Here is a 21222-nt window from a genome sequence, read left to right as displayed (position 1 = left end):
CTGGATTTTTTATGAGTAAACCTCTTAAACCTTGGTTTTCTGGAATTTGTCTAAATCTGATTTTGTCACAACATTTTGATATTGTCTGATTCTTTCAGCAATTAATCTATACAATGATCTGAATTGATCTTTTGTTTTATCTGACAAAAAGCTGGTTTCTTCTAGTGTTATTTTTTCACAAATGTATCTGGTGATTTCCTCATTATCAAATTCTCCCCAATCATCGTCTCTGTGCTCTTCCCAAATGACTCTCAACTTATCCAGAATTCCCTTGTTTTCTTTTGCTGTGATGTCTTCTGGTGTTAGATTTGAGTATCCTTCGTGTCTAAGCTTTATTTCATAAGTTTGATTGACTACATACAAATAATCTTCAGGCATAATATAATCCTCAATTGATTCAAGCTTCTTTCCCTCTCTTTCAAAGAAAATGGTTTGAATAGAGGAAAATTCGTTTGATACTAATTGTGCTGAAATTTGTTTTGATTCCTCTGAATTGTCCAATAAAATAAAGGTCTTGTATCCGTGATTTCTGTAAAATATAGCTAATGGCAATACTGAGTTTTTGTTGTATGCTGCAATTACGTTAAGTGGATTCATTGAAATATTTGGATCTTGTAAAAATTTGTCAAATGCATTTAGATACATTGCATCTGACATTGTTTCTACAATGATTATTGGTCTTGAATTAGTTCCAATTTCTCTATCCACCATTGATTCTACCTGACCTCTTGACAACCCGTACAAAATTGGTGTTAGAGTTTTGTCATCTGCATTCCAATAATCATAAAAAATTCTACTCAAATGCTTTCTTTTGTCTAGCTCTACAACTAGAAGATTTCCTGGAGTATAGTCAAATATCATGAATGGTGAATGAGTGGCATAGAGTACTTGGTTGGATCCGGCAAGATTTTTCAACAAATCTGAAATACCCATTTGTTGTGTGGGGTGTAGATTTCTTGCAGGCTCATCCAAAAGCAATATGGCTTCTTTAAGTTCTGCTCTTTGTGTTTCTGCTGCAAAATTTACAATAAACGAAAATGTCCACTTGAATCCTTCTGCTCTTCTATTTAACAACCCCGTGTTTGTAACGGTTCCATCTCTGTGAACATCTGAAATTACAACACTCATTATGTTTCCTGGATTGTATCTCAGGTCTACGTGTATTGGATCTCCTTTCCAAGCTGGATTCAGCTTACTTGTTAATCTGTTACTGGCTGCATTAAGAAGTTTTATGCATTTTGAAGGACTCTCCTTTACCTCTTCTAGTTCTTTCATGTCCAGTTCTGCAAGATAAAAGAGATTTCTCACCGTTTCGGCTTTATCAAATTCTTCGATAAATTCAATTGAATCACTTCTGTCTTTATTTTCTTCCCGAAGGTATTCATTCAAATTAATATTTCCATAAATTTTCTTATAATCTGAAAAGTAAACAAATCTTGGATGTAGTTCTGATGAAATAAAGTTCTCCAGTGCTGTCTTTTTACTTTCTCCACTTAGAAGATTGGAAAATTGATTTTCAGGACTTTCGTATATTTTCTCCCATTCTTCAATAACCTTTGGCTCTTGAATTGCAATAACATGGAATTGATTGCTAAATTCAGCCATTCCCCTATCGAATGTTTCTTGATTTCTGGGGCTGTCTCCTTCAAAGAAACTAGTGTCAACTTGGATTCTTAGGTGATTGGGAATGGTATCTAAAAAGCCAATAATTTGTTTTGAAAAATTCTCCCATGAATTGATTGCGTTATCTTTATCGTCACTAATTTCCATATTGTCAAATTCATATTGGACTTTTTGACTCCTGTTGGTTCTAAATAACTTAATTTTTTTCATATCTGGTATTCCGGGGAATTTTTCTTTTACCAAACTAATTTCATGTTGATTTAATTCGAATTCTCCTTCTGCTAACTTTATTTCATCTTTCAATTCTTCACTCATTTCGTCACAAAGATCTAATTCTGAGACTTGTTCATCCTTATTCAGTAGTGTTAATGCCTGTAAAATTGTGGTTTTACCACTTTCATTTCTGCCTACAAAGGCTGCGAGATCTCCTACAGTTATTTCACCAGAATCATGAATGCAACGATAGGCTCTAACTCTAAATTTTCTAAGTCGCATCTAGCGGTATTTAGTTGGCTACGATTTAACTCATTCGTCAAATTGATCAGAATCTCCCTCTTTTGCTAAATAGATATAAGGGAATTATAGATGTAAAAACGAAATGGCAACTAAGAGAGTTCTCGTTGTTTTTGTATTGCCCATAGTTTTCTCGTTAATCTTTGGCTCTGTTGTAATGGCTGACATTCTTCAAAAACCTGATCGAGAGCTCAACATGTGGCCTATGTCTTCAGATAGATCCAGTTCACATCAGGAAAAATCACTTGAAATTTTGAATCTTTCTTCTCAATATTCGGTAAATGAGCCTGTAGAAATACAAGTAAAAGTCAATGATGCTTCCTTTGATTGCGGCGATCTTTATATTACAATTTACTCATCTTCTACAAACGAGGTAATTACGCAAGGTGGATTTCTTGAGCAATGTTTTGTGAACACAAATAGCTTAATTCCTGTAAATGATAAATTTTCTAAACCAATTGACACCCCAGGATCCTATAAGGTGGTTGTAGATATGGTTTCAAAAGATCTATCAAACACTTCAACAAGCTCCAAATTTAACGTTAAATAGGATTGAATGCAGTATGATGACTAGGATAAAATTTTTGAGGTATATGGTGATTTAATGGCAAAGAAAAAGGATTCTTTAACTGACGAAGCAGCAAAAATAAAAGCTGAATTAGATGAACTCAAAAGAAAAAAGAATATCTTAAGTTCGTCCCCTAAAACTCGTAAAGAAAAGCCTGCCGCAAAGAAAACAAAAAAGTCTGAAGAAAAGCCTGCCGCAAAGAAAACAAAAAAGTCTGAAGAAAAGCCTGCCGCAAAGAAAACAAAAAAGTCTGAAGAAAAGCCTGCCGCAAAGAAAACAAAAAAGTCTGAAGAAAAGCCTGCCGCAAAGAAAACAAAAAAGTCTGAAGAAAAGCCTGCCGCAAAGAAAACAAAAAAGTCTGAAGAAAAGCCTGCCGCAAAGAAAACAAAAAAGTCTGAAGAAAAGCCTGCCGCAAAAGAGAAAAAATTAACCAAAAAAGAATTAGAAGAGGCTAAAAAAGAAGCTGAAAAAACCCTTGAGGAAGAACTTGAAGAACAGCTTTCTGATGAAGAAATTGAAAATTTCCAAATTGAGAAAGTTGACATGGAACGATTAACTAACAAAGTCTATGACATTCTAGCAGAGCGTGAACTGGATGGAATGCTTCAAAGTGAATTGTGGAAGAAACTAAAACTTACTAGTCGTGACGGTTCAAGGCTTTCACTAAAGCTTGAAAGAATGGGAACGATTACCAGAGAAAAAATCTTGGAAAAAGGAAGATGGACGTATAAATTAATTATAAAAAAGACTCCAGTTAGTACACAATCGATTGAAAATGCTCCTTGTCTTGTTTGTCCTGTTGAACAAAAATGTTCACTTGAAGGCGAAATAAGTCCCAGAAACTGTCAATTTATTGAAGATTGGGTTATTGCTGAAATGAAAAAACCTGCGAAGTCTAAATGAAATTACTAGACGCTAGAAAAGATCATTATAGAAAATTAGCTCATGAGCAAGGTTTTCGAAGTCGTGCTGCTTACAAATTAAAAGAATTAAATCAATCATATCGTATAATTGGTCCTGGTTTTTATGTTCTTGATCTGGGGTGTGCTCCTGGAGGCTGGACCCAAATGGCTCTAAAACTAGCTGGTAACCAAGGCAAAGTTATGGGGATTGACTTATCTTATGTGGAGGAAATTCCTGGAGCTCATATCTTGAGAAAAAATATCGAAGACGATGATACAATTGATGAAGTTCTATCTTATTTTGAAAGAAAAGTAAATGCTGTGATATGTGATCTTTCTCCTAAAGTCAGCGGGAATTGGTCTATAGATCATGCAAAACAAATTTCTCTTAATTATGATTGTGTAAAAATCATGGATAAAGTTCTTGCAAACAAAGGTAATGCTGTCTTCAAAATTTTTGACGGAGAATATTCAATGGAGTTTAGAGATTATGTCAAGAAAAAATTTTCTCGAATAAATCTCACAAAACCAAAAGCTAGTAGAAAACAAAGTAGTGAATTATACTGTGTTTGTTTGGGATTTCTTAACTAGTTTGGAATATCTTAATTATCTCATCCATTCTTGCATTAGTTCTAAATCCTGTAGAATTCAGTGAAGTTACACTTGCTGTGTACTTATTTTCTTGAAGATTTGCAATAATGTTTTCAAGCTTTGGAGGTGACATCTTCAATTTTTTTGCTATTTCATCCAAAGTAAAATATGAACCTGACATCTCAGATTCTAACAAACATTTTTCAAGTGTCTTCTGACAATTTTTGTGCAACTCTCTGCCTGAAGTTTCTTCTAACATTTTTTTGATAAATTTTTTCTCAAACATTTTTCCTATCCATAATGGTCCTCCAATCTTGACTTCTGATTTGCAAGTCGCGCAATTTTGTTTATGTTCTACAGAATACTCTCTATGCCCACAATTTTTACAATGAATGGCAAAACCAATGTTTTCATCTTGATCTGGTTTATTTTGTACTTCAACAAATACTCTGTAGTAATGCATATCGCTTTCTACAAATAATGGATTTACTGTTACTCCTAATCTTGCAGCAACCATTCTTAAACAGCCCATGATTAATCTGATTGCAATTTCATTTCCGTATTCTGCCCTAATTGGGATTCCACCGTATTTTCTTTTACAGGCATTTTGAAAAAGACCATTTAACACTTGAAGATCTGTGGCTGCTACTGACAAGAGTCCTCCATGCATGGTGGCTCTTATTCCACAATCAAAAAATGGTGCAGGAGACCCAAATGGATCAATATCTACAATCGTACCTCTTCTTCCTTTTTTTGAATAATGACTAAAAAATCTACAAACTTCTTTTTCGTAAAATTCAATATTTTCTATTTTGTTTAGATTTGCCGACTCTTTTGCTAATTCTAGAGCTGATGGATTAAGGTCGTTAATGATTACTTTCTCAATTTCTGTTTCGTTTGCGACTCTTAATCCTCTTGACCCGACGCCGGATAATCCTTCTAAAAAAATTTTTGGACCTTGAAAATCTTTTAGCAATGCTGCATAAGCAAGTATTGAAAAATCTCTATTAAGTTTAGCTTTTGGATTAAAAAAAGCCGGTTCCATAGGTGGTACTTTTTCAGTTAATGATTTTTTTGGAACCATTAGTCTTGTAGAACCTTCGATTATTTCTTGAAGTAATTCATTTGCAATTTTCATTCTTATGACAAATTGAATTCTATATGGTTTAATACTTGTATTCTTGGATGATTTTCATGATTATTTGTGGTGTTGATGATGCTGGTCGTGGATCTGTGTTGGGACCACTTGTCATTGCTGGAATCTCTATTAATAAGCAAAACACAAAAAAACTTTCTTCACTAGGTGTTAAAGATTCAAAAAAACTTTCTTCAAAATCCCGAGAGTTACTCTTTAAAAAAATTATTGACGTTGTGGATGATTATTATATTTCAAAAATTCCTCCAAGATCTATAGATGCTAATGTACGAAAACACTGCCTTAATGATTTGGAAGCAAAACACATGGCAAAAGTCGTTTCTAAACTACACTCTGATTTGTCATATGTTGATTCTTGTGATGTTAATCCAATTAGATTTGGAAAAAAAATCTCAGAATTATCTGACAATCTACCTGTGAAATCTTACCATCATGCCGATAGTAGATTTGTAGTGGTTTCTGCTGCATCAATCATTGCCAAAGTAACCAGGGATAAAGCCATTTCAAAACTTCAAAAAACATACGATTTAGGCAGTGGTTACCCTTCTGATTCTAGAACCATCATGTTTATCACTAATTTCTATAAAAAAAACAATATTTTGCCTAATTTTGTGCGTAAAAGTTGGAAGCCTGTCCAAAAAATTATCCATGAAAATTAATTCTTGTTTTTTGCAATTACTATTGCATGATCTTTATCAAATGGATGTAAATCTATAGACTGTAATATTTCAAAATTTTTTTCTATTTTTTTGATTTCTTCTTCAACAATTTTTTTTGGCAATTTTGTAACATCTATACTTCTTGTCTTTATTACCAAAAAGAAATAGCCATTTTCTTTTAAAAAGATCTTACAGTTATCCATGGCAATTTTGGTTTGATCAGGTTGAGCGATATCTACGTAGACTATGTCAACCTTCCCAAAAACTGAAAAATATTCTTCTGGTTTTCTAGCATCTTGTAGTATCGGAATAATGTTTGTTCTGTATGATGCGACTCTATCCAAGAAATCTCTGGCTACTCTACTGGCATGTTCAACACTGAAAACAATTCCATTTTTTCCAACTATGTCTGAAATATGACTTACTGTTGTTCCAGTAGATGCTCCTAGATAGAGCACCTTGGATTTATTTTCAAAGGGAAAGTATTCTAAACCGTTCATTATTGCTGCTGCCAATTTACTCCTAAAGGGATCCCACAATCTGTATTCGATATTTTTCTTCACAATTAGTTTTTCTTTGTATACTTGGTTGCCAGGAACTAAATTTTCGGTGGCTAACTTTCTTTCTCCTTCTGATTTTATCCAGAAGAATGCATGCTCATTTTCTTCCAAACTTTTTTCTCTTTTTACTCTTATTTTTTGAATTTGATTTTTCTCTTCTTCTTTCTCCGCCGCCGTCTCTTCTTCTTTCTCCGCCGCCGTCTCTTCTTCTTTCTCCGCCGCCGTCTCTTCTTCTTTCTCCGCCGCCGTCTCTTCTTCTTTCTCCGCCGCCGTCTCTTCTTCTAAAATTATCTCTTTGTCGTTCATTTTTCTTCCTAAAAGCCTGAGATGTTTCTAAACTCTTTTCTGTTGGATTTTCATAATTCTTGCTTATTTCCTCTACTCTAACATTGAGTTTTTCAAGTAGTGTGGTATTGAGACCTTCACCGTAAACATCCACTCTTGCCGCAATTACAGCTTTTGCTGCAATGGCACGAGCAATCTTTCCTCTTTGCCATCTAGGCGCAGCGTGAACCATCGCATGTTGAAACAATAATCCATGTTTTGGTGGTTGAGATCCTGTTTTCAATGATCTGAATAATGCCTTTTCTGCTCCAAGAACTTGTATTGTACTTGCTGGAAGGGACGCTAATCTTTTGATACTTCCTGCTCTTCCTAAAATTCTTGCACCTACGGCTGTACCTAAGATAGCTGATAAATTTGCTGCAATTTTTTTCATTTCTAATTCAATATGCTCTTCTAATTTTTTTCGCAGATCATGAAATTCTAAAATTTGTTTTGCAATTGATTGAACTATTGCCAAATTAACATCTGAAATATCTCCTCCTCTACTTTTTGAACAAATTAAGGATAGCATCTCAACTTTTGATTCGGGAAAACCTGCTTCTTCAAAAACCTGTTTTGAAAGTGAATCGCGTTTTCCTGCCGTCACTATTTGAGCATATCCATTAATACTGTCAATTAAATTGTCTAATTCTGGAAAATGTAATCCGTACCATTCTCTAAGTCTTGAACTTAGTGCATTTGCAATTTTATCAATTTCATCTAGAGAATTTATTGCTTGTATGATGTGAAGGTCTGGACTTTCTGATACTTCTGTAACTTTACTTGATGATAATTCTAGTGCAAAATCTCTTAACTTTCCTAAAGCATCATGTACATTTGATGCAAACCCTGAATCTACTATTATCTGTGGTTTGTTATTTTGGATTTCTTCTAAATCTGCACTTTCCATTAGCTGCGAATCAATTGACTTCTGTTTCAAAATTGATAACAATGATTCATCACTAACCGTAACTCCTCGTTGGATAGATGATAAATAATCAATAACATGACTCAGTTTTGCCTCTTTCTTTTTAATCTCCAAATATTCCTTAACGTTTTTTGAGAATGGAAATGATTTTTCAATTTTGTTTTCCTTGAAAACTGCTATTCCCAATTCTGTCAAAATCACAGAATACATGACTAGTTGAATCTAGGTCGCCTTTAAAAAGATACTAGAGATACAAATCAACTATTATATTCGAATTTAAGAACATCAATCAAATGGAGCCTAGTCTTGAAACTTCAATTGGTTCAATTCAATTAAGTCGTCCTGTAATGCTTGCATCTGGAATACTAGGAATATCTCTAGATGTCTTTAATCGACTTTACCGTTCTGGTGCAGGAGCTGTTGTTACCAAATCTCTTAGTAAAGAACCTTGGGAGGGTTATCCAAATCCTACCATATTTAGCGTTAAAGGTGGAGGTTGGATCAACGCAGTGGGCTTGTCAAATCCTGGTGCTCCTAATTTTGCCAAAATGATCCAGCCTAACAAAGACGTCCCTATCATAGTAAGCTTGGTGGGGTCAATTCCAGAAGATTTTGAAAACATGATTGAACAATTTGAAAACTGTAATGTTACTGCTTATGAATTGAATCTATCTTGTCCTCATGTCGCAAAGGTTGGATTGGAAGTAGGCGATGATCCTGAATTAGTAAAAAAAATTGTCACTACTGTAAAAAAATCTACTGATGTTCCTGTAATTGCAAAAGTTGGTTTAGGCACTACTCATTATCTAAATACTGTGGGTACTGCCATAAGTTCTGGCATTGATGCTATCACTGCAATCAACACTGTACGCGCTATGGCCATTGATGCTGAAACTGCTCGTCCTATTCTAAGTAACAAATTTGGTGGATTATCTGGAACTCCTATCAAACCAATTGCGTTACGATGCGTTTATGAAATAGCTTCCAAACATAAAATTCCAATAATAGGGTGCGGCGGAATCTCTTCTTGGGAGGATGCAATAGAATTTTTCTTGGCAGGAGCTTCTGCGATTCAGATTGGTAGCAGTATTGGTGACAATTGGATTGGTGTGTTTGATGAAATAAACAAGGGAATACAACAATATATGATACGAAAAGGTTATTCACGAATCGAGGAAATGATAGGAATTGCTCAGAAACAATAATCATCCTACAATTGTAACTATTGAAAAAGTAATGGACGAAACTCCTACTGTTAGGACTCTTGTATTCTCAGATGAGATTATGTCAAATGTTTTACCAGGACAATTTGCAATGGTTTGGATTCCTGGAATTAATGAATTGCCTATGAGCGTCATGATCTCTCAAGATTCAGGAAAAGCTGCTTTTACGGTACGTAAACATGGCCCTGCTTCAACTGGTTTGTTCAATGTTAAAGTTGGACAGCAAATTGGAGTTAGAGGTCCGTATGGCAATTCATTTGACATAAAACAGGGCAGACTGTTACTGGTGGGAGGTGGAACTGGTCTTGTTCCAATGATGAGGCTGTTAACTTGTGTGAAATCTACTGATGATGTCACTCTTTTAATTGGAGCCAAATCAAAAGATGAAGTCTTTTTTGAAGACCTTGCAAAAAATCTTCTTAAAAACAATCCTCATAGAGTAATTGTATCCACTGATGATGGCAGTTATGGTGAGAAAGGATTTGTTACTGATTTGGTCGAAAAATTAGTGTCTGAGAATCATTATGATGGAGTATATGTCTGCGGGCCGGAAACTATGATGTTCAAAACACTTCAATCAGCTCATTCACAAGGATTGTTTGTTCAAGCAAGCCTTGAACGCATGATGAAATGTGGTGTGGGAATTTGTGGAAGTTGTTGTATTGGTGAGGATCTAGTGTGTAGAGACGGAACTGTCTTTGATGGACAACACCTATCTCAAAATAAAGAATTTGGTTATTTTCATCGAAATAAGGCTGGAATTCTAGAAAATTACTAAGTTTGACTAGCAAGGTTTAAAATAAATCACAAAATTATCCAGATGAAGGATATGGGAAATCCAAAGATCGTTTTAACTGCTGATCGTACTTTAATGTCGCCATATCGAGGACTGTCTTTGGCGACCTTTTTTGGATGTGCACCTGCACTTGATCCTAATCGTGATAAAAGCAGCTTTTGGTATAAAATACTTGGAAATCAAGTAACGCCAAAAATTCTATTTGATTTTATTTGTAATTATATTCCGCATACAAACGGCGTAGCCAAATATGCTCCATACGGGCTAAGAAAACTTGAAGCCGGTCTATTAAGAGATGGTTTTAGCAGACATGATGTTGTTGTTGCCCATCCTGATCATATTGAACAATTCATCGGACCTGAAACTCAGGTGGTTGGGACATATGAGATGGATCCATTGGGAATGGGCCCTGTAACCATGACGTTTACTTATGGTAGAAAACAAATGTCTTATGATGAATACTATAATACCGAACTGCATCATCGAATTAAAGCTGCTAAAGAAAAAACTGGCAGTAAAGCCAAAGTAATTTCTGGAGCATCTGGAACTTGGCAATATAACTATGATCCTGAAAAAATAGAAGAATTTGGCATTTATGCAATCTTGGAAGGTGAACTTGGAGGAATTGCACCTGAAATTGACGGGCATGCTGGAAGATTCTTCAATTATCTGATTAATGGTGATTTTGAGAATATGGATCCATTCAGAAAAAGAAGCGACTTTAAAGTTAACATAAAAGAATTTGAAAGAAATGGACGGAAACTTCACGGTAGGTTTGTTAACTTTTGGGATAGACCTGATCTAGATGAAATTCCTGATATTGTTGAACCAAGCATGCATGGAATGGTAGAAGTTATGCGCGGTTGTGGTCGAGGCTGTAAATTCTGTGATGTTACATTAAGATCATTGAGATATTATTCTCCAGAGAAAGTGAAAAAGGAAATTGAAGTTAACATCAAAAAAGGCGGTTCTAAATCTGCATGGATTCACAGTGATGATATTTTCGTATATGGAATGGATCCTAGAACTGCTAAGGGAATGGAGCCAAACAGAGAAGCTCTTGAGGAACTATTCACTGCAATCATGTCTACTGGTGTGGAACATACCAATCCAACACACGGTACACTGGCAGGAGCAATTGCAGATGAGAAATTAATTCCAAATTTGTCTAGAATCATCAGAGCTGGTCCAGATAACATGATAGGTGTCCAAGCTGGATTTGAAACTGGAAGCTTAAGGTTAATCGGAAAATATGCTGATAGGAAACTTGCACCTTATTCTCCTGATGAATGGCATTGGGTTGTCAAAGAAGGTGTCAAGACTTTAAATCAAGATTATTGGATTCCAGCATTTACTTTGATTATGGGACTTGATAATGATGAAACTCCTGAAGACTCTTGGGAAACAATCCGTCTGATAAATGAACTAGAACATGAACAACCAGATTCTATGTTTACTGCAACCGCGTTGACATTTGTTCCAATAGGCTTACTTGAAAAATCTGACTTCTTTAACATTGGTAATGAAATGACTCCTGCCCAACTTGGAGTACTATACAAAACTTGGCAACATAATTTCAAATATGGAATTCAAAAGTTCATGACTAAAACTGGCTCAAAAGGTCCTCAGAGATATTTCTTCAACGCAATAGCAAGATCTCTTGGAGGTGTTCCATTGGGTGCTATGGAAAGATATGCACGCAGAAAGAGCAAAGAACATGAAAAGGTCATTGAAACTGTAAAGGCAAAGTACTGGTAGTTATACAAATACATAAATTCACTTAATTTAATACAAATTCATGGCAACTCACGGTTCGCTTACTAAAGCCGGAAAAGTTCGAGGTCAAACCCCAAAGGTTGAAGGGCGAAAGATCGTTGGAACAAACTCTAGCCTTAGAAACAAGAGTAATTTTAAGAAACGATTTGTTCTAGGTAGGTTTCCTGGACAAAATAAACCTGGCCAAAGACGAAAGAGACGTTAAATATTATCTGACTTTCTGTTAATGTGTATCTTATTTCATTTGTAACTAAGTTGAAACATAGTTTAGCTTGATTTAGATGATTGTAATTATCTTGATGTGATTCTATGTTCTTGAGATACTAAAAATGAAAATAAAGAGAAGAGAGAAGAATTATTCTTCTACGGGTTCTTCAAAATCTTCTGAATTCAAATCTGTGGCTGAATCCACTGTATCTATTTCAGATGTTTCTACAGGCGTCTCAATTTCTGGTGTTTCCACTACAGTAATTATTGATTCCTCAGATTCAGATTTATCTTCAGTCTTTTTTGCAGTAGTCTTTTTTGCAGTAGTCTTTTTTGCAGTAGTCTTTTTGGTCTTTTTCTCTGCCTCTTCAGGATCTATTACTCCTGCTTCTCCTAAAGCAAAGATCACTTCTTCTTCTGGATGGTGAGGACTATCTACCATTCTAGCAATTCGTTTCTTACCTGATTTCTTAAAGTATATTCTATACGTACTTGTATGTGCGACTACATTTCCTCCGATAGGTCTAGTTGGATCACCAAAGAAAACATCCGGTGATGCCATGACTTGGTTTGTTGCAATTGCAGCACAATTGTAGGTTTCAGCAATTCTAGACAGCAAATGAACAAAATGATTTAGTTTTTGCTGTCTGTTTGATAAAGTTCCACGTCCAAGATATTCAGAACGGAACAGTCCTACTGCAGAATCTGCAACAATAAGTTTAATGTTATTCTCCTCTATGATTGAACCTGCCTCTTCTAGAATCAATGTTTGATGAGCACTATTGTATGCACGAGCAACAATGATGTGATCTAGAACTTTTTCTGGATCCATCTCGTGTGCCTGAGCAATGGATACGATTCTCTCTGGTCTAAATGTATTTTCAGTATCAATGTACAAAACACTTCCTTCAAGTCCTCCTTCTTCTTTGGTTTTTTGCACCATAACTGACATTGTGTGAGCAAATTGTGTTTTACCACAACCAAACTCTCCGTAAACTTCGGTTAGAGCTTGAGTTTCAAGACCTCCATCAAATAGAGTATCAAGGCAATTTGTACCTGTAGTTATTTTACCAATACTTTGTCTGTGTTTGTAAATTTCACTTGCACTAACAAAATCTTTGGCAAGTAATCCGCCATCAACAAGATGTTGTCTGGCTTTATTGACAATTTTTTCAGCAGTATCCTTTTCCATTCCAGTTATTTCTGCAATTTCTACAGGACCTCTGACGATGAGATCCATGACGTTGTGGATGCCTGCATCAGATAATTTTCTTGTAGTTACAGGACCTACGCCCTCTAAACTATCTAATCTTAAATCTTCTACCATACCGTAAGGTACGGTACGTGTACGTTATAAGGGTATTGTTTCAAGGTTCTGTCAAATTTACGGTTGTTTTTTTGACTGTCAAGCATAGGTTGATCAAACTTGTAAACAGGTGGCCATTTACCATCCACGAGGAAATATGCAATATTTTTCATAATTCTACAGTCAGTAGGCTTACTGCATACATGTGTTTTGAGTTCTTCTGAAATCAAAGAGTAATGGCATTTTGGACACTTATGTTCACGCTTTACCTAATCCTACTGCTTTTTCGTATTGTTCTACTAGATCCCTTTTATCCGTAAGCTCCGTAACTGTCTTTATCAAATCCTTTTTGTATTCTTCATTTTGTAATGTTAATCTGATATTGTCATCTTTTAACTTCGTATTTTCTAGTTCAAGATCTGCCAGTATTCTTCTTTCACCTTCCTTCAACTCTGCCCTCTCGCATCATCTGTTGAGTGTAATATGGCATTTTGAATCAAAGTATGCCATTTGTCATTTCCTTGTACATCGATACCACAAGCTTCAGCTGGGGTCTTGCCACCCAGACTCATATGAGGTCTAAAATAATTATGAAATAACTGACATCCGTCAATAATCACTGAATCTTTTTTTGAAATTTACATTAAAACAATTAATTAAATTATGATGTAATCTGTAAATCTCTAATATCATGACAGATCTGTATAGGTTGCTTCCTGAAGAAATGGAAAAACTAGTAATTGATATGGGTTATCCTAGATATAGGGCAGATCAAATTCTCTATCCTCTCTACTACAAATTCCCCAAGACCATATCTGACTTAAAACAACTGCCAAAAACTATGAGACAAGAACTTGTAGATGCAGGTTACACTATTGGCTCTACAAAAGAAATACATCGTGTTGTGAGTGAAGATGGAGAAACAACAAAACTGTTACTTAACACCACAAATGGTGCTTCTGTTGAAACTGTTCTAATGCAATATCCTTCTTCAAAGATTAATGGCCATCCAAGATCCACCATTTGTGTATCTACTCAAATTGGATGTGCAATGGGATGTGTCTTTTGTGCAACCGGCCAAATGGGATTTGAAACCAACCTTAGTGCTGAAGAAATAGTTACCCAGGTAATTCATTTTGCAAATATTCTGCAACAACGAGGAGAACACGTTACCAATATTGTCTTTATGGGAATGGGAGAACCCATGGCAAATTATGATGAAATGATTCGCGCAATCAAAATTTTAACACATAACAGGGGTTTTGGAATTGGGCAACGACACATAACAATATCAACAATAGGGATTGTCTCTGGAATAGACAGACTTGCCAAAGAAAATCTCCAGATAGGACTTGCAATCTCTCTTCATGCTCCAAACAATGAACTACGCAAAAAATTAGTCCCTACTGCTGGACCAAATTCTGTTGAAGATATTATTGAAGCAGGAAGGCGCTACTATGAAAAAACTGGACGTCGAGTAACCTTTGAGTATGCATTGATGAAAAATATCAATGATTCTCCAGAGATTGCATCAGAACTGGCACTGCTCCTTAGAAATAATGGCTCTCATGTCAATCTAATTCCTATCAATCCAACTGCTGGGGATTTTGAGAGGCCTGAAAATGACAATACAATTGAATTTGAGCGAATTTTGTACAATGCAGGAATAAATTGTACGGTAAGGGTGGAAAAAGGAACTGAGATCTCAGCTGCATGTGGCCAGTTGAGAACAGATGTAATGAATTAGATCTTTTAACCCGTACTAAGTCTTAAAATAGGGCTTTCAGAGGGTTTACACTACATGGCAACTAAGAAATCTCACGGTCGTTCTCATGGGTTTAAGCACAAATCCAGATCCGTGATGAAAAAAAAGGCCCCTAGAGGAGTCTCTTTCTTGTTAAGAGAGTATCAGGAAGGCCAGCAAGCACTTGTCATTATTGATCCTAGACAGCACAAGGGATTGCCTCACAGAAGATATCATGGTAAGGTCGGCGTAATTACAAACATTGGAAGACGCGCAATTACCCTAGATGTAAAACTAGGCGAAAAATCGAAAACCTTAATCACTAGATTAGATCACATAAAACCATTCGGTGTATAAAATGGAAGAAGTAAAAAAGAAACAAGCTATTTCTCTTTCAGAGGTTCAAGAAATTTTAAGCAAAGTTGATGCTGAACAAATGGATCAAATTCAACGCTGGACTTATGATTATGTTTCAAAATTTGTATCTATTGACCCAAAAAGTGCAAAAGATATGAAAAAACAACTCATCAAAGAATGTGAATTAACAGAAGAGGAAGCCGTTGAAATTGTTAACATTAGACCAACAAGTATGGCTGAATTGCGTTCATTCACCTTTGGTTGGAAAAAACTAATTCTTGCAGAAACTTTAGAAAAAATCCTCAAAATAATTAAGGAGCACTCTTAACTTTTTAGGATTTTTATTTTGTACCGGGCACAATCCCCTCCTAGAAAATATGAGGAGTATGCATATGTTTTAGATTTCAACCCTAGAGGAAAATCATCTACCGTTAGAGGTCGAGAAGGAATTATTGTAACTGCTATTGGAGAAGACCGCTTGACTATTCTTGAAATTCTGGGCATTCCAAACTCTGCATTTGAGGTGGGTGAAAGAATTTACATTGGCAAAGAGGGACGAACCAAAGTTCTATCTGTCTTGGGAAAAATGAATTATGATGATGTTTCATCATCTGCGCAAAGTGAGTTGTATGCAGTAGTTGAAAACATTGTAACTAACAATGAATCTAAATTTGTAGAATATCTAAATAATGCAAGACCCCTAACTCCAAGAATTCATGCACTAGAGCTAATTCCAGGAATCGGAAAAACATACATGAAAACTATGCTAGAAGAAAGAGACAAGAAAAAATTTGAGAGCTATCAGGATTTGCAAGAAAGAGTCGGCTTTAAAGAACCAGTTAAGCACATCTCAGAGAGAATTATGGATGAAATTACTGGAGAAAGTAGAATGAATCTCTTTGTAAAGAGATGATAAAAAGAAAAAGACTCGGACAACACTTTCTAAACTCTAATTCAATAGCACAATTAATTGTCTCAAGTGCCGAAATTAAAAAAGATGATGTTGTGTATGAGGTGGGAACAGGACTTGGTGTCTTGACTCCTTTGCTTTGCAGTACTGCAAATCAGGTGATCTCAATTGATGCTGATAAGAGACTAGCTGAAAATGCCAAAACAAAGTATGGTAACATTGAAAATCTGATACTAAAACACGGTGATGGATTCAAGAAAAAAGAATCTTTCTCAGTTTTTGTTTCAAATTTACCTTATTCGAGAAGCAAAGATGCAATTGAATGGCTCGCTCAAAGACCTTTTTCTCGTGCAGTGGTTATGGTGCAAAAAGAGTTTGCCGACAAAATTCTAGAAAGTTCCCCTAAGCAAAGAAAGGCAATAAGTGTGGTTGCAAACCATTGCTTTAAAATTCAAAAACTGCAAAATGTTAGCAAAAATAACTTTACTCCTCCACCCAAAGTTGATTCAATAGTCCTAAAAATCACTCCCAAAAACATAATGAACAATAGTCAAATCAAAACAATCCACAAGCTTTTTTCTTATCGAAGAAAAACTGTAAAAAATATACTAAAACAATTCAACAAGGAAACCAAAATAGAGAAGCGTTTCTCTGAACTTACTGGAGATGAGATAATTGAACTTGCAAATCAAATCCTTAAAAAATGAGGAATATACTCCATCCGAAGATACTTTTTTCATAGTAGAAAATATTGAAAATGAGAAAGGCGACTTTGCCTTGGATGTGGGGTCTGGATCTGGGTATCTTACAAAACTACTTTCTGAGAATTTCTCTTTTGTAGTTGGAACCGACATTAACTATGAGGTTTTAACAAATCAAACCTACAAAACACAAAACATTGTTTGCTGCAATGGCTCTGATGCATTGGCCATAAAGTTTGACTTTATAGTGTGTAATCTGCCTTATTTGGCAACTGATGAAATTTTAGACATTGCAACTGATGGCGGTCAAGAGGGATTTGAGATTCCAAAAAAAATTTTTGACTCTGTGTATTGTAATCTCAAGAAAAATGGAAAATTTGTCTTTGTAACCTCCTCATTATCTAATTATGAAAAACTAATCTCTTATGCAAGAAAACTAGGATGGACCACAAAAATTTTGTCAAAAAAGAAGCTCTTCTTTGAAGAATTAATTCTGGTTGAAGCTGTTAACAGCTAGTCTATCGTTTTAGATTTTCTTTTGCGTATTGGATAATTGCATCTGTCATCTGGGTTGTTGATGCATCTCCGCCTATATCCCATGTCACTGATTTGCCTTCATTGATAACCTTGTTTGTGGCATCAAATATTGCATCTCTGATATCTGATTCTCCTAGGTATTCTGCCATCCATGCGCCAGAAAGGATGGTTGCAGTTGGATTTACTTTGTTTTGTCCTGCAAACTGAGGTGCACTTCCATGTGCTGCCTCAAACATTGCAAAATTGTCGCCCATATTTGCAGAATAAATCAATCCTATTGATCCCACAAGTCCTGAGGCTAATTCTGAAATAATATCCATAAACAGATTAGTACTCACAAGAACTGCTCCATTGAATTGTTCTGGGGCTACCACCATTTGTTGAGCCATGTTGTCAATGTATATCTCTGATAATTCTACGTCAGTTCCTTCAACTGCTTTTTGTGCTGAATCCCAAAATATCCCATCTGTTTGTTTTAAAATATTCCTTTTAGTTATTGCTACCATTTTTTTCATATTGTTTTGTTTTGCCCAATCCATTGCAGATTTTAAAAATCTGTCACAACCCTGTCTTGTTATTTTTCTGATGGCAATTGCAGCATCATCTGTAATTTTTACCTCTACTCCTGTGTACAGTCCTTCAGTTGCCTCTCTAAAACACACACAATCTAATTTTCTTTCAGGTGTTAGTCTATCAAAAGTTTTAGTTGGTCTAATGTTTGAGTATAGTTCAAATTTTTGACGCAATGTTACAGCTACACTTCTTGGTGCTCCTGGAACCGGAATTGTTGTAGTTGGACCCTTAAAGCATGCATCGGATTCTTCTAAGACCTTGATTGTGTCATCTGGAATGTATGATTTGTCCTTTCTGCCATTTTTGTCCCATTGCTCTGATCCTGCCTCACAAAGAACAAGTTCTGATTGAATATTGCACTCTCTTAGGACCCTTAGCATGGATTCTACTACTTCTGGACCGATTCCGTCACCTTTCATTATTGCAGCTTTTTTACTCAAAATCATGTTATCTTGAGGAGTTTATTATTTAATTCTACACCTGTCTGTTCTGACAGATCTATTATTGCAAAAAATAACATCAACTAACAGCGAATTCTGTAACTATTTTTTGCTAAATTACAGCAAAATCTGATAATAATCGTTATTTCTGACATAAAAATGAAAACTAATTTTAGTTATTTACACAATAATGCACAAGTAATCAGTTAACACTTGTGAATTAGAATTTTTGTCTAATTGGCACTAAAAACCAAAAAAGCTAAATGTGATTATTGTGTAGATAACTGATCTTGAATTCAACAATCCTGGAGAGTCTGCAGACAGTTCCTCAAGATCCATTACCTTTGTTGATTTCTAGTTTTATTGTGTTAGGATTTATTTTTGTCAAGGCGTGTATAGTATCCTGCCAACATAACTGTTAATAGAATTGGAAGAGTTCCCATTGCCAGGTTGAGCATGAAATTATTCAGGTATAAAGAGTGTGCAAACGTTTCAAATATTGCTTTTAGGAAATGATCTAAGGTAATGGCACAAATTCCAATGAATATTGGTTTATTGCGTCTTATTGAATTACTCACTAATGATAGCCCTATCAACATTCCAAACACGCCTCCCATTACAAAATACAATTGACTGGGTTCTGGTACTGGTTTGCATGTTATTGATAATGTCCAATTAATCCCAAATTCACATGTTGAACCAACAAGATTACCTACCAAATAATGTCCTGCTTCATGCACAAATCCTATCGGGTAGAATAATATGCCTATGACTATTAATGCTAAAATGAGATTTTTTTGACTTTTCCAAATTTCTAATGCTTTGGAAAATTCCATCATTCTGAATTTTACTATGCATGTTTATGTATGATCTAGTGTGGAAAACTACACTAAGGTAATATAGGGAATATGTCTATGTATGATAGGTGGGTAAAGTTCATGAAGCAATTCATGTAATCTCAGCTAAAAGAAAGATGTTTGTTTGGACAAACTGGGACAAGTAGGCTGAGAGTCACCATTGTATCTTTTCGTTATAATCCCATTTTTCATGGTAATTGATTTTCTCTTTGATGACATTATAAAAAATATCATTTCCTCTTTCAACTTTTTTCTGTACCGATCCTGCAATATAATCTGCAACCTGTAACATTGGGACGGATTTTGAATCTTCATGTTTAATAGTTATTCTATGATCTATTTCAGTATCTTTTTGTCTGGAACGAAATGATGCTTTTTCTTCACAGTAATTGTTGAATAGTGTACGTGCTTTTGGAGATAAACTTCTGTCTATGACAAATCTTATGGAGTTGTATGGATCTTGTCTAAAAAAATAATCTTTAACAAGGTTGGTAATTATTGTGTTCCCTATGGAATATCTGTAAAGTCTGCCCAAATCTTGTTTCAAGCTTTCTTTTACAGAATCTTTACTAATGCAAATTACTCCTATGGCGACATCTAAATCTCTGATTACTTGTAAAAATTTACACTTTGTTTTAATCGTATTATTAGAAAATTTAAATTCTTCAATCTTATTTTTTTTATTCTTTGTTTTTTTATTGAGTTTTTTTAAGGCGTGCTTAATTATCTCATTTTCAGCTAAAGGATAACGATCTTTGGTGAAAGCATACCCGATTGTAAAAAATCTTGATGATTTTTCACTAAATCCCAAATCTCCTGATTCGTCAACATAAACAGAAATGTGTGGCATGATTGATCATCCGTTTATTCCAAGAATATACACTGATGTGCTGTATGCATATCATTATTGAAATCTGTTACTGTGTAATTGCGATTACGGATCTCATTGCTCGTATGTTCTATTTGTAACTTCTTCAGTTGTAATCTCCTCATAAAACATATTGTGGATGTTCTAATAACTTGTATGCTTGAAAAACTCATCAATACTATATTTCAAAAAATATCGTTATAGTATACATACAGTATACCGTATGCATACATGAATCTTAGGTAAATGATTTTTTATTTTATAACCTAAACTCTGATTTTAAATAATGAGTTAAAAAATAACCATCATGCCTATTGGCAACAAATGGAAATCAGAATTACTAACAAAGCTAAAATTCTTTCAAAAATCAGAATTACTAACAAAGCTAAAATTCTTTCAAAAATCAGAATTACTAACAAAGCTAAAATTCTTTCAAAAATCAGAATTACTAACAAAGCTAAAATTCTTTCAAAAATTAAAAATTGTAATAATTTCTTCAATATTGATTGGAATGATAATAACTGCTAGTGCAAAAATATTCAATATATCTATATCTGGAACAGATACTCTAATCATTGAAATTTTTTTTGGTTTAACAATTACAATCTTAGTTTATTATTTTTCTAAGCGTGATAATGAAAAAATTGCTGATTTGATGATAGATATTCACAAAATTGAAACAAGACAGCAAGGAATGATTGAAAATCATGATCATGAGATTGAGGAACAGAGAGAAAAAAGACAAGATTTGGAAAAATATTTGATAGAACAAATAATGATTGATTTAAGAAAAATGCTTAACGATTATGAATATTTGAAAGACAGTAATGAATTTGAAAAAATAGGTCATATGAATGAAGGTGACAGAAATTCTGTAGTAGGTAAAACATTTGAGAAAATTATGATTAGATGGGGAATCTATCATGAGAATTTGGATCAAGAAGTAATAATATCTATAGACAAGACGTATCAAAAAGTTTATGAATTTATTCAACCGTCATCTCAGATTCAAGGTAACATGAAACGAAAAGAGGAAGATCTAATGGAAGATATAGATAAACTATATGATATTTTAGACAAAAAAATGCAAAAATAAGAAAACT

The 21222-nt window shown here is 34.7% G+C and carries 24 protein-coding genes; 15 read left to right on the top strand and 9 right to left on the bottom strand.

The window, feature by feature from the left end; translation table 11 throughout:
- Nucleotides 1–24 precede the first annotated feature (24 nt).
- Nucleotides 25–2118 (bottom strand): AAA family ATPase, encoded by a 2094-nt coding sequence (locus tag ACOQN3_RS08420; protein WP_420546023.1) that lies wholly within the window; start codon nt 2116–2118, stop codon nt 25–27.
- A 103-nt stretch (nt 2119–2221) separates the two neighbouring features.
- On the opposite strand from ACOQN3_RS08420, the gene ACOQN3_RS08415 reads away from it, so the two are divergent.
- Genes ACOQN3_RS08415 through ACOQN3_RS08405 form a run of 3 tightly spaced genes read left to right on the top strand, consistent with a single transcriptional unit; the run spans nt 2222 to nt 4197 of the window.
- A complete protein-coding gene (locus ACOQN3_RS08415; RefSeq protein WP_420546022.1) occupies nt 2222–2686 on the top strand; it encodes a hypothetical protein in 465 nt (154 codons plus the stop codon).
- 54 nt (nt 2687–2740) lie between these two features.
- Nucleotides 2741–3607 carry a transcriptional regulator gene (locus ACOQN3_RS08410; RefSeq protein ID WP_420546021.1) on the top strand — a complete coding sequence of 289 codons (867 nt, stop codon included), beginning with the start codon at nt 2741–2743 and terminating at the stop codon, nt 3605–3607.
- The gene (locus ACOQN3_RS08405) at nt 3604–4197 is read left to right on the top strand and encodes an RlmE family RNA methyltransferase (RefSeq protein WP_420546020.1); all 594 of its coding nucleotides are present in this window, start codon (nt 3604–3606) and stop codon (nt 4195–4197) included. The genes ACOQN3_RS08410 and ACOQN3_RS08405 overlap by 4 nt, the downstream gene beginning before the upstream one ends.
- Here the strand turns inward: ACOQN3_RS08405 and ACOQN3_RS08400 are convergent.
- A complete protein-coding gene (locus ACOQN3_RS08400; RefSeq protein WP_420546019.1) occupies nt 4190–5335 on the bottom strand; it encodes a tRNA (guanine(10)-N(2))-dimethyltransferase in 1146 nt (381 codons plus the stop codon). The genes ACOQN3_RS08405 and ACOQN3_RS08400 overlap by 8 nt on opposite strands.
- Before the next feature lie 56 nt (nt 5336–5391).
- On the opposite strand from ACOQN3_RS08400, the gene rnhB reads away from it, so the two are divergent.
- Complete coding sequence (rnhB, locus tag ACOQN3_RS08395; RefSeq protein WP_420546018.1) at nt 5392–6012, top strand: ribonuclease HII; 621 nt, start codon at nt 5392–5394, stop codon at nt 6010–6012.
- On the opposite strand, the gene ACOQN3_RS08390 is transcribed toward rnhB, so the two are convergent.
- The gene (locus ACOQN3_RS08390; RefSeq protein WP_420546017.1) at nt 6009–6683 is read right to left on the bottom strand and encodes a fibrillarin-like rRNA/tRNA 2'-O-methyltransferase; all 675 of its coding nucleotides are present in this window, start codon (nt 6681–6683) and stop codon (nt 6009–6011) included. The genes rnhB and ACOQN3_RS08390 overlap by 4 nt on opposite strands.
- Nucleotides 6670–8034 carry an NOP5/NOP56 family protein gene (locus ACOQN3_RS08385; RefSeq protein WP_420546016.1) on the bottom strand — a complete coding sequence of 455 codons (1365 nt, stop codon included), beginning with the start codon at nt 8032–8034 and terminating at the stop codon, nt 6670–6672. Before ACOQN3_RS08385 ends, ACOQN3_RS08390 begins: the two co-directional genes overlap by 14 nt.
- 83 nt (nt 8035–8117) lie before the next feature.
- On the opposite strand from ACOQN3_RS08385, the gene ACOQN3_RS08380 reads away from it, so the two are divergent.
- The 4 genes from ACOQN3_RS08380 to ACOQN3_RS08365 are packed head-to-tail and all read left to right on the top strand — an operon-like array spanning nt 8118 to nt 11824.
- Entirely contained in the window at nt 8118–9029 is a 912-nt protein-coding gene (locus ACOQN3_RS08380; RefSeq protein WP_420546015.1) for a dihydroorotate dehydrogenase, read from the top strand.
- Complete coding sequence (locus ACOQN3_RS08375; RefSeq protein WP_420546014.1) at nt 9013–9825, top strand: dihydroorotate dehydrogenase electron transfer subunit; 813 nt, start codon at nt 9013–9015, stop codon at nt 9823–9825. The genes ACOQN3_RS08380 and ACOQN3_RS08375 overlap by 17 nt, the downstream gene beginning before the upstream one ends.
- Nucleotides 9826–9876: 51 nt before the next feature.
- Complete coding sequence (locus ACOQN3_RS08370; RefSeq protein WP_420546013.1) at nt 9877–11601, top strand: B12-binding domain-containing radical SAM protein; 1725 nt, start codon at nt 9877–9879, stop codon at nt 11599–11601.
- Between the two features lie 40 nt (nt 11602–11641).
- Nucleotides 11642–11824, top strand: a complete 183-nt coding sequence (locus tag ACOQN3_RS08365; protein WP_012215770.1) for a 30S ribosomal protein S30e — start codon at nt 11642–11644, stop codon at nt 11822–11824.
- Nucleotides 11825–11974: 150 nt separating this feature from the next.
- On the opposite strand, the gene radA is transcribed toward ACOQN3_RS08365, so the two are convergent.
- Both radA and ACOQN3_RS08355 read right to left on the bottom strand, forming a co-directional pair.
- Nucleotides 11975–13153 carry a DNA repair and recombination protein RadA gene (gene radA / locus ACOQN3_RS08360; protein WP_420546012.1) on the bottom strand — a complete coding sequence of 393 codons (1179 nt, stop codon included), beginning with the start codon at nt 13151–13153 and terminating at the stop codon, nt 11975–11977.
- 237 nt (nt 13154–13390) lie between these two features.
- Complete coding sequence (locus tag ACOQN3_RS08355; RefSeq protein ID WP_420546011.1) at nt 13391–13582, bottom strand: hypothetical protein; 192 nt, start codon at nt 13580–13582, stop codon at nt 13391–13393.
- Between the two features lie 241 nt (nt 13583–13823).
- Here ACOQN3_RS08355 and rlmN point away from each other — a divergent pair, with 241 nt between their 5' ends.
- Genes rlmN through ACOQN3_RS08325 form a run of 6 tightly spaced genes read left to right on the top strand, consistent with a single transcriptional unit; the run spans nt 13824 to nt 17361 of the window.
- Nucleotides 13824–14879 carry a 23S rRNA (adenine(2503)-C(2))-methyltransferase RlmN gene (gene rlmN, locus ACOQN3_RS08350; protein WP_420546010.1) on the top strand — a complete coding sequence of 352 codons (1056 nt, stop codon included), beginning with the start codon at nt 13824–13826 and terminating at the stop codon, nt 14877–14879.
- Nucleotides 14880–14933: 54 nt separating this feature from the next.
- Nucleotides 14934–15233: a 50S ribosomal protein L21 gene (locus tag ACOQN3_RS08345; RefSeq protein ID WP_420546009.1), complete on the top strand. Its 300-nt coding sequence runs from the start codon at nt 14934–14936 to the stop codon at nt 15231–15233.
- Between the two features lies 1 nt (nt 15234).
- Nucleotides 15235–15561, top strand: a complete 327-nt coding sequence (locus ACOQN3_RS08340) for an RNA polymerase Rpb4 (protein WP_420546008.1) — start codon at nt 15235–15237, stop codon at nt 15559–15561.
- Nucleotides 15562–15579: 18 nt separating this feature from the next.
- A complete protein-coding gene (locus tag ACOQN3_RS08335) occupies nt 15580–16146 on the top strand; it encodes a DUF655 domain-containing protein (RefSeq protein ID WP_420546007.1) in 567 nt (188 codons plus the stop codon).
- On the top strand, nt 16143–16850 hold the full coding sequence (locus tag ACOQN3_RS08330; protein ID WP_420546006.1) for a ribosomal RNA small subunit methyltransferase A: 708 nt from the start codon (nt 16143–16145) through the stop codon (nt 16848–16850). The genes ACOQN3_RS08335 and ACOQN3_RS08330 overlap by 4 nt, the downstream gene beginning before the upstream one ends.
- Nucleotides 16825–17361, top strand: coding sequence for a HemK2/MTQ2 family protein methyltransferase (locus ACOQN3_RS08325; protein ID WP_420546619.1), 537 nt, complete (start codon nt 16825–16827; stop codon nt 17359–17361). The genes ACOQN3_RS08330 and ACOQN3_RS08325 overlap by 26 nt, the downstream gene beginning before the upstream one ends.
- A gap of 1 nt (nt 17362) precedes the next feature.
- Here ACOQN3_RS08325 and ACOQN3_RS08320 read toward each other — a convergent pair whose 3' ends face one another.
- From ACOQN3_RS08320 to ACOQN3_RS08310, 3 genes are all read right to left on the bottom strand, one after another.
- On the bottom strand, nt 17363–18394 hold the full coding sequence (locus ACOQN3_RS08320) for an isocitrate/isopropylmalate dehydrogenase family protein (protein WP_420546005.1): 1032 nt from the start codon (nt 18392–18394) through the stop codon (nt 17363–17365).
- A 368-nt stretch (nt 18395–18762) separates the two neighbouring features.
- Nucleotides 18763–19230, bottom strand: coding sequence for a hypothetical protein (locus ACOQN3_RS08315; RefSeq protein ID WP_420546004.1), 468 nt, complete (start codon nt 19228–19230; stop codon nt 18763–18765).
- A 175-nt stretch (nt 19231–19405) separates the two neighbouring features.
- Nucleotides 19406–20101, bottom strand: a complete 696-nt coding sequence (locus ACOQN3_RS08310; RefSeq protein ID WP_420546003.1) for a DUF3800 domain-containing protein — start codon at nt 20099–20101, stop codon at nt 19406–19408.
- A 325-nt stretch (nt 20102–20426) separates the two neighbouring features.
- Between ACOQN3_RS08310 and ACOQN3_RS08305 the strand changes: the two genes are divergently transcribed.
- Complete coding sequence (locus tag ACOQN3_RS08305) at nt 20427–21215, top strand: hypothetical protein (RefSeq protein ID WP_420546002.1); 789 nt, start codon at nt 20427–20429, stop codon at nt 21213–21215.
- Nucleotides 21216–21222: the final 7 nt, after the last annotated feature.

This window comes from Candidatus Nitrosopumilus sp., from assembly GCF_965223225.1.
Classification (GTDB): Archaea; Thermoproteota; Nitrososphaeria; order Nitrososphaerales; family Nitrosopumilaceae; genus Nitrosopumilus.
This window is presented reverse-complemented; position numbering and strand designations above follow the sequence as displayed.

Excerpts from the sequence above, each read along its gene's own strand:
- ACOQN3_RS08310 (WP_420546003.1), bottom strand. The coding sequence starts at position 20,101 with ATGCCACACATTTCTGTTTATGTTGACGAATCAGGAGATTTGGGATTT.
- ACOQN3_RS08345 (WP_420546009.1), top strand. The coding sequence starts at position 14,934 with ATGGCAACTAAGAAATCTCACGGTCGTTCTCATGGGTTTAAGCACAAA.
- ACOQN3_RS08315 (WP_420546004.1), bottom strand. The coding sequence starts at position 19,230 with ATGGAATTTTCCAAAGCATTAGAAATTTGGAAAAGTCAAAAAAATCTC.
- ACOQN3_RS08415 (WP_420546022.1), top strand. The coding sequence starts at position 2,222 with ATGGCAACTAAGAGAGTTCTCGTTGTTTTTGTATTGCCCATAGTTTTC.
- ACOQN3_RS08370 (WP_420546013.1), top strand. The coding sequence starts at position 9,877 with ATGGGAAATCCAAAGATCGTTTTAACTGCTGATCGTACTTTAATGTCG.
- ACOQN3_RS08405 (WP_420546020.1), top strand. The coding sequence starts at position 3,604 with ATGAAATTACTAGACGCTAGAAAAGATCATTATAGAAAATTAGCTCAT.
- ACOQN3_RS08400 (WP_420546019.1), bottom strand. The coding sequence starts at position 5,335 with ATGAAAATTGCAAATGAATTACTTCAAGAAATAATCGAAGGTTCTACA.
- ACOQN3_RS08410 (WP_420546021.1), top strand. The coding sequence starts at position 2,741 with ATGGCAAAGAAAAAGGATTCTTTAACTGACGAAGCAGCAAAAATAAAA.
- ACOQN3_RS08385 (WP_420546016.1), bottom strand. The coding sequence starts at position 8,034 with ATGTATTCTGTGATTTTGACAGAATTGGGAATAGCAGTTTTCAAGGAA.
- ACOQN3_RS08420 (WP_420546023.1), bottom strand. The coding sequence starts at position 2,118 with ATGCGACTTAGAAAATTTAGAGTTAGAGCCTATCGTTGCATTCATGAT.
- rlmN (WP_420546010.1), top strand. The coding sequence starts at position 13,824 with ATGACAGATCTGTATAGGTTGCTTCCTGAAGAAATGGAAAAACTAGTA.
- rnhB (WP_420546018.1), top strand. The coding sequence starts at position 5,392 with ATGATTATTTGTGGTGTTGATGATGCTGGTCGTGGATCTGTGTTGGGA.
- ACOQN3_RS08305 (WP_420546002.1), top strand. The coding sequence starts at position 20,427 with ATGCCTATTGGCAACAAATGGAAATCAGAATTACTAACAAAGCTAAAA.
- ACOQN3_RS08365 (WP_012215770.1), top strand. The coding sequence starts at position 11,642 with ATGGCAACTCACGGTTCGCTTACTAAAGCCGGAAAAGTTCGAGGTCAA.
- radA (WP_420546012.1), bottom strand. The coding sequence starts at position 13,153 with ATGGTAGAAGATTTAAGATTAGATAGTTTAGAGGGCGTAGGTCCTGTA.
- ACOQN3_RS08330 (WP_420546006.1), top strand. The coding sequence starts at position 16,143 with ATGATAAAAAGAAAAAGACTCGGACAACACTTTCTAAACTCTAATTCA.
- ACOQN3_RS08340 (WP_420546008.1), top strand. The coding sequence starts at position 15,235 with ATGGAAGAAGTAAAAAAGAAACAAGCTATTTCTCTTTCAGAGGTTCAA.
- ACOQN3_RS08380 (WP_420546015.1), top strand. The coding sequence starts at position 8,118 with ATGGAGCCTAGTCTTGAAACTTCAATTGGTTCAATTCAATTAAGTCGT.